Source organism: Nocardia sp. NPDC127526 (assembly GCF_042672265.1).
Lineage (GTDB): Bacteria > Actinomycetota > Actinomycetes > Mycobacteriales > Mycobacteriaceae > Nocardia.
This window is the reverse complement of sequence record NZ_JBHXVO010000008.1, coordinates 322,447-329,520: the sequence shown is the minus strand read 5'-3', so window position 1 is coordinate 329,520 and position 7,074 is coordinate 322,447. Positions and strand designations below refer to the sequence as shown.

The window sequence follows — 7,074 nt, the reverse complement described above, 5'->3', positions numbered from 1 at the left end:
CCCGCGCCCGAGGCGCGGGGGTCTCTTCAATCGCGAGAGGCTCGGGGATTCGGGGGCTTAGCCCCCGCTTTCCTCTCCTTTGGGGTTTCAGGGGCTTGGCCCCGCCTTCCCCACTCATTGGGGTTTCAGGGGCTTGCCCCTGAGAGTTACGAGAGTTGGTTCAACTCACCAGTGTTGGGGTGCGGGGGCGGAGGAGCGGCGGGAGCCACGGGTGCACGGGATCCGGGGCGTGGTTGAGGATGCCGCCGGAGGGGTCGTCTATGCCGTCGCGGCGGACCGGGTCTTCGGCGGGGCGGTAGATGTGGCGGATTACCAGGATGCAGAGGGCGATCACGGCTAGGTCGCGGAGGATTACGGTGCCGGTGAACCACTGCTCGGGGAGGCCCTTTTTGTCGGTGCCGAGGTAGTAGTACATGCGGGGGACCCAGACGAGGGCGTCGATTGTCATCCACGCCAAGAGGATTCGGCGTTGGGGAAGAGCCAGGACGGCCAGGGGGACCAGCCAGAGGGAGTACTGGGGGCTCCAGACCTTGTTGGTGAGGAGGAAGGCCGCCACCACCAGGAAGGCCAGTTGCGCCAGGCGGGGGCGGCGGGCGGCGGTGAGGCCGATCCAGCCGATACCGGCGCAGGCGGCGGCGAACAGGAGCAGGGAGACCACGTTCAGGATGGCGGGCGTCTCACCGGAATCGAGGACGCCGTCGAAACCTGTCCAGCCGGTGAACGAGGTGATCACGTTGTAGATGGAATCCGGGTCGGCGTGGCGTTCGGTATTGAGCCGGAAGAACTCTCGCCACCCGTTCGGGTAGAGCACGGCGATCGGCGCATTGACCGTCAGCCAGGTGATGACCGCGGCCGCGGCGGTCGCGCCGCCGGTGCGCAGCGGGCCGAGCGGCCCGAAGCTCTGCGCGTCCTCGCCGCGGCGTTCGGCGCGCAGGCACAGCATGAGGATCGGTCCCAGCAGCAGCAGCGGATACAGTTTGGCGGCCCCGCCCAGCCCGAGCAGGATGCCCGCCAGCACCGGCCGCCGCCGCGCCCACGCCAGCAGCCCGCCGGCCGCGAAAGCCGTTGCGAGCGCGTCGAAATTGGTGAAGGCGTGCACCAGCACCAGCGGCGACAGCGCGATCAGCGCGGCATCCCACACCCGCCGCCCGCCCGCGAGCAGCGCGGAGGCCCAGATGGTGACCAGCCAGGCCATGGACAGCAGCACCGCGACCACATTGAAGTAGATGACCACTTCCAGCGCGCTCGGCAGCGGAGACTGCTTCCACGCCTTGGCGATTCCCATGCCCCCGTACTGGAACAGGCCCGACAGCACCGGGTACTCCATGTACCGGACCTGCGGCCGGCCATTGCCGTCGAATTCGGTCCACTTCTTCTTGTACGGGAACGCGCCCTCGTTCAGGCGTTCGGCGCCGTAGAGCGGCACCGTGTCCGAGTAGCACATGGCCGTGTACTGCCGGCCGTTGTTCCAGTCCAGCCCGAGCGCACCGTCCATATCGGTCTGCTGGATGCACGCGGCCTTGCCGAACCAGCTGAAGGCCAGGAACACCACCGCGAAGGCCATCATCACCCGCATGGGCGTCCAGAACCGGACGCGCCCGATGACCGCGTGGTCGCCGACCGGCCCGCCGATCACATCGGCCAGTTGCGAGGTGAGCGCATCGGTGCGGCTGGGCTTGTCCCGGTCGTCGGCGGAGCGCAGATCGGCCGCCGGCGGCGCGGGCGAAACATACAGTTCCGCAACGCCATCACCGCCCGCCTCCGGTGCGCGACCGGCCGACGCCCCACGGGCCGCCGGCCGGTTCACCAGTTCCTGCTCGATCACAGAGCCAGGCTATCGATTGCGCCCGTTGCCGTTTCCGGTGCCGTTCCCATTACCGGTTCCCCCGTTTCCGTTCGGCGTGGTCGGCACCGTGGTCAGCGGCGCCCCGTCGGAGGGCTGCACCGGCTGTCCGGGCAGCGGTCCGCCGTCCTGTGTGTCCTGCTCCGGCTCCTGGGTCCGCTGGTTCTGCGGATTCGGCGCCAGCCCCGGCACCGGAATCGTGATGCCCGGCAGGATCTCCACCTGCGACTGCGTGATCACCGGCGGCGCCAGCGGCGCGTTGCTGGTCGAGTTCGGCGTGTACGGCGCGGACCACGACGGCACACCCGCCTGGCCGGCAATGGCGCCCGGCTTCGGGAAGTCCTCCTTCGGCGTGCCCTGCAGCGCGCCGTCCATGGTGTCCTTCCAGATGTCGGACGGCAGACCGGAGCCGTAGATCATGCCGCTGGAACCGCGCAGCGGATCGCCCTGTTCGGTGCCGACCCAGACCGCGGTGGACAGCGACGGTGTGTAGCCGACCATCCAGGCGTCGCGGTTCTGGCCGGTGTCGCCGAGCTGGTGGGTGCCGGTCTTGGAGGCGGATTCGCGGCCGTTGGCCAGCTGGTGGTTGCGCGACCAGGCGGCGATGGGCTTCATGGCGGCGGTGACATTGTCCGCGACCGCGGCCGAGACGCGCTGCTCACCGGCGACCTCGCCGCGATCCAGCAGCACGGTGCCGTCGGAGGTCACGACCTTCTGCACGAAATGCGGCGCGTGGTAGACGCCCGAGGCCGCCAGCGTCGCGTACGCGGAGGCCATATCGAGCGGCCGCACCTGGTACTGACCCAGCACGACACCGTTGTTGGGGCCGTTGCCGTCCGGTTCGGTGAGCGTCTTGCCCACGCCCGGAATGGATTCCGGGATACCGAGCTTGTGCGCCATATCGGCGATCTTCTGCGGGCCGTTGCCCGGCATGTCCAGCATCATGCGGTAGAAGCTGGTGTTCAGCGACCGCTTGAGCGCCTCGGCGATGGTGCAGTTGCCGCACTGCTCGCCCTCGACGTTGGTGATCTTGATGCCGTTCACCGTGACCGGCGAGGAGTCGTACAGCGTCGAGAGCGACTTGCCCAGCTCCAGATTCTCGGCCAGGCCGAACACCTTGAACGAGGAGCCCGCGGGCAGACCGGCATTGGCGAAGTCGAAGCCCTGACCGTCGGTGCCGCCGTAGTACGCCATCACCGCGCCCGAGCGCGGATCCACCGAAACCACCGCGGTGCGCAGGTTATCCGGTTCGCCCTGCATATTGCTGGTGGCCGCGTCGACCGCCGCCGCCTGCGCCTTCGGGTCGATGGTGGTGGTGATCTGCAGGCCCTCGGTGTTCAGCTCGTGCTCGCTGATACCGGCCGCGGAGAGCTCATTGAGCACCTGCGTCTTGATCAGGCCCTCGGGCCCGCTGTCCAGGGTCTTGTCGCCCTGGGCCTGCGACGCGGGAATGACCTCGGGGTACTGCATGCCCGCGCGGTCGGCGGCGGAGATATTGCCCGCCTTCACCATGCCGTCGAGCACGTACTCCCAGCGCGTCTTGGCGCCCGTCGGATTCTTCTCCGGATCCAGATTGGACGGCTGCTGAATGGTGGCCGCCAGCACCGCGCCCTCGGTCACGCTCAGCTCGCCCACCGGCTTGCCGAAGTAGGCCTTGGCCGCCGCGTCGATACCGTAGGCGCCGCGACCGAAGTAGATGGTGTTCAGGTACGCGGTGAGAATGTCGTCCTTGGACCACTCGCGCGCCATCTTGGCGGAGATGACCAGCTCCTTCAGCTTTCGCGTCAGCGAGCGCTCATTGCCGACCAGCGCATTCTTCACATACTGCTGGGTAATGGTGGAACCACCGCCGGCGCTGGCCTTGCCCAGCACATTGTCGCGCAGGGCGCGCGCGAAGCCGGAGATGGAGAAGCCCGGATTGGTGTAGAAGTCCCGGTCCTCGGCCGCGATCACCGCCTGGCGCACCGCCGGCGGAATCTGGTCGATCGAGACGTCGGTCCGGTTGCCTTCCGGCGGAACGACTTTGGACAGCACCGAGGTGCCGTCGGACATGAAGATGGTGGCCACCTGATTGGTCTTCAGGTCACCGGGCTGCGGCACGCTCGCCGTCGAGTACGCGATCAGGAACGCGGTGCTGGGCACCACGATGAACAGCGCCAGGCCCACATAACAGATGCGGCGCAGAATCCGCCACACCGAACGCTTCTTCGGCGCACCCGCGGGACGGCCACCCCGGCCGCCGGAACCGCCGGAACCATTGCCGCCGCCGGGCCGCCGCGGCGGCGGACCGCCGGGCGCCGCGGCCTGGGCCCGGCGCGCGGCCGTATTGGGCCCGGTCGCCGGGCGGGTGCGATCGTCGGCCGGGCGCGGACGCGTCCCGGTGCCGGCCGCGCGCACACTGCGATCGGACACGCGCTGATTGCGATCGGAGGCGGCGGCGCGCTGAATGTGGTCCGGCACAGCCTGTCGCGCTCCCGTGTTCACCTTCTGTGTGGCATCGGAATTGGGGTGGGGTAGCTTGCGCGTCGCGTCCGGATTGCCCGGACGCTGCGGCGGCGGAGCCGGCCGGCGCGGCTGACCGCCCTGCGGCGGCACCGGGCCGCGCGGCGGCTGGCCATTGGGTCCGCGCGGCGGCACGCCGCCGGGACCCGGGACCGGACCGCGCCCGGGCGCGCCCGGACCCTGCCCTGGACGACCCTGCGGCTGCCGTGCGCCGGGCGGCGGACCTGCCGGTCGGGGCGGCGGGTAGCCGCCGGGGCCGGGGTGCGAACCGCCGCGCTGGGGGCGGCCGCCGTGCGGTCCGTCGTCATAGGGCGATGTCACAGCCTGGATCTCCAATAACTACTCGAAAATACGGTCCTGTTGGCTCGATGCGGTCACGTGCACCGCGGCGGGCACGTGCTGCGTGCCCGCGGATCAGCAGTCGACGTGGCCTTTCATTCGGCGGCCGTGCGGCGCGTGCCGGCCCGGCGGCGTCCCGTCGGCGCCGGGGCCACGCCCAGCACATAGGACTGCACCAGATGATTCCAACTGCAGGTCCGGCACACCTCCACGACATGCACCGAGAACTCCTCGCGAGTCTCGGCCAGCCGCACCAGTTCCTCCGGTGTGCGGGCAGAGCCGGCGACCGGTCCCAGCCCGTCGCCGTAGACCCAGCTTACGAGGGTGAGCTGCTCTTTCCTGCAGATGGGGCATGTGACCTCGCTCCCCCGCCCATGGAATTTGGCCGCACGCAACAGATAGGGATTCGCATCGCACACTTCCGCGACCGCGACCCGCCCCGCATAGACGTCGGCCAGCAGTGACCGGCGCCGGAGCGCATAGTCCACTACCTGCCGCTGTATTCGCACGCGACCCAGAGTACTTGCGGCGGTACGACCCCCGCACGCCCCCGATCGACTCTCAGGGTTCTCACGGAGTCGGATGAGTGGCGCAACTATATCGGCGCGATATAGTTTGGAACTGCATCCATCGGTTAGATCTGAGAAGAACAGTCAGGGAGGTGAGGCCCGGTGCTCGAGTTGGCAATCCTCGGGCTGCTCCTCGAATCGCCCATGCACGGCTACGAGCTACGCAAGCGATTGACCGGTCTGCTGGGCCCGTTCCGGGCATTCTCGTACGGGTCGCTGTATCCGACCCTGCGGCGCATGCAGACCGACGGGCTCATCGCGGAGGAGACCCCGCTGGGGTTGGCGACGCGCAGAGCCCGGCGGGTTTACCAACTGACTGACACCGGACGGGAGCGGTTCAACGAACTGCTGGCCGATACCGGACCACAGAACTACACCGACGACGGCTTCGGCGTTCATCTGGCCTTCTTCAGCCGCACCCCCGCGGAAGCGAGGATGCGGATCCTGGAGGGGCGGCGGAGGCAGGTCGAGGAGCGCCGAGAAGGACTGCGGGAGGCGATCAAACGCGCCAGCGGGCAACTGGATCGCTACACCCGCCAGCTCCATCAACTCGGTCTCGAATCAAGCGAGCGCGAAGTGCGCTGGCTCAACGAGTTGATTGCTGCGGAGCAATCGACGAAGGCGGCACCACAGAAAGAGGGAAATATCGGCCATGAGTGAAATCAACACGGCTGAGGGCGCCACCGAAGTTCGCGTGGCCATTGTCGGCGTGGGCAACTGCGCCTCGTCGCTGGTTCAGGGCGTGCAGTACTACAAGGACGCGGACGAGAACTCCACCGTTCCCGGCCTCATGCACGTCAAGTTCGGTCCCTACCACGTGCGCGATGTGAAGTTCGTCGCCGCGTTCGACGTGGATGCGAAGAAGGTCGGCTTCGATCTCTCCGATGCGATCTTCGCCAGCGAGAACAACACCATCAAGATCTCCGATGTGCCCCCGTCCGGCGTCCCCGTGCTGCGCGGCCCGACCCTCGACGGCATCGGCAAGTACTACGCCCAGACCATCGAGCTGTCCGACGCCGAGCCGGTCGACGTGGTCAAGGCTCTGCGGGACGCCAAGGTCGACGTGCTGGTTTCCTACCTGCCGGTGGGTTCGGAGGAGGCCGACAAGTTCTACGCGCAGTGCGCCATCGACGCGGGCGTGGCGTTCGTCAATGCGCTGCCGGTGTTCATCGCCTCCGATCCGGTGTGGGCGCAGAAGTTCGTCGACGCGGGCGTGCCGATCGTCGGTGACGACATCAAGTCGCAGGTCGGCGCCACCATTACGCACCGCGTCATGGCCAAGCTGTTCGAGGACCGCGGCGTGCAGCTGGACCGCACCATGCAGCTGAACGTGGGCGGCAACATGGACTTCAAGAACATGCTCGAGCGTGAGCGCCTGGAGTCCAAGAAGATCTCCAAGACCCAGGCCGTGACCAGCAACCTGAAGAAGGAACTGGGCGCCAACGACGTGCACATCGGCCCGTCCGATCACGTGGGCTGGCTGGACGACCGCAAGTGGGCGTACGTGCGCCTCGAGGGCCGCGCCTTCGGTGACGTGCCGCTGAACCTCGAATACAAGCTCGAGGTGTGGGACTCGCCGAACTCCGCCGGCATCATCATCGACGCCGTGCGCGCCGCCAAGATCGCCAAGGATCGCGGCATCGGCGGACCGGTCATCCCGGCCTCCGCGTACCTCATGAAGTCCCCGCCGAAGCAGCTCGCCGACGACATCGCCCGCGCGCAGCTGGAAGCCTTCATCATCGGGGCCGAGTAGCGCCTACTCGCGCACAGGTGAGGGAAGGGCAGGTTCGCGATCCAATCGCGAACCTGCCCTTAGCTTTT

At 68.1% G+C, this 7,074-nt stretch carries 5 protein-coding genes; 2 read left to right on the top strand and 3 right to left on the bottom strand.

What is annotated here, in order from left to right:
* Positions 1–160 precede the first annotated feature (160 nt).
* The 3 genes from ACFVIV_RS17685 to ACFVIV_RS17675 all read right to left on the bottom strand — a co-directional run bounded on the left by ACFVIV_RS17685 (position 161) and on the right by ACFVIV_RS17675 (position 5,193).
* Positions 161–1,735: a glycosyltransferase family 87 protein gene (locus ACFVIV_RS17685; RefSeq protein ID WP_379197459.1), complete on the bottom strand. Its 1,575-nt coding sequence runs from the start codon at positions 1,733–1,735 to the stop codon at positions 161–163.
* Positions 1,736–1,834: 99 nt separating this feature from the next.
* Positions 1,835–4,039, bottom strand: coding sequence for a transglycosylase domain-containing protein (locus tag ACFVIV_RS17680; protein WP_379197457.1), 2,205 nt, complete (start codon positions 4,037–4,039; stop codon positions 1,835–1,837).
* 740 nt (positions 4,040–4,779) lie between these two features.
* A complete protein-coding gene (locus ACFVIV_RS17675) occupies positions 4,780–5,193 on the bottom strand; it encodes a DUF5318 domain-containing protein (protein WP_379197423.1) in 414 nt (137 codons plus the stop codon).
* Between the two features lie 162 nt (positions 5,194–5,355).
* Between ACFVIV_RS17675 and ACFVIV_RS17670 the strand changes: the two genes are divergently transcribed.
* A complete protein-coding gene (locus ACFVIV_RS17670) occupies positions 5,356–5,913 on the top strand; it encodes a PadR family transcriptional regulator (protein WP_379197421.1) in 558 nt (185 codons plus the stop codon).
* On the top strand, positions 5,906–7,006 hold the full coding sequence (locus ACFVIV_RS17665) for an inositol-3-phosphate synthase (protein WP_379197419.1): 1,101 nt from the start codon (positions 5,906–5,908) through the stop codon (positions 7,004–7,006). The genes ACFVIV_RS17670 and ACFVIV_RS17665 overlap by 8 nt, the downstream gene beginning before the upstream one ends.
* Positions 7,007–7,074 lie beyond the last annotated feature (68 nt).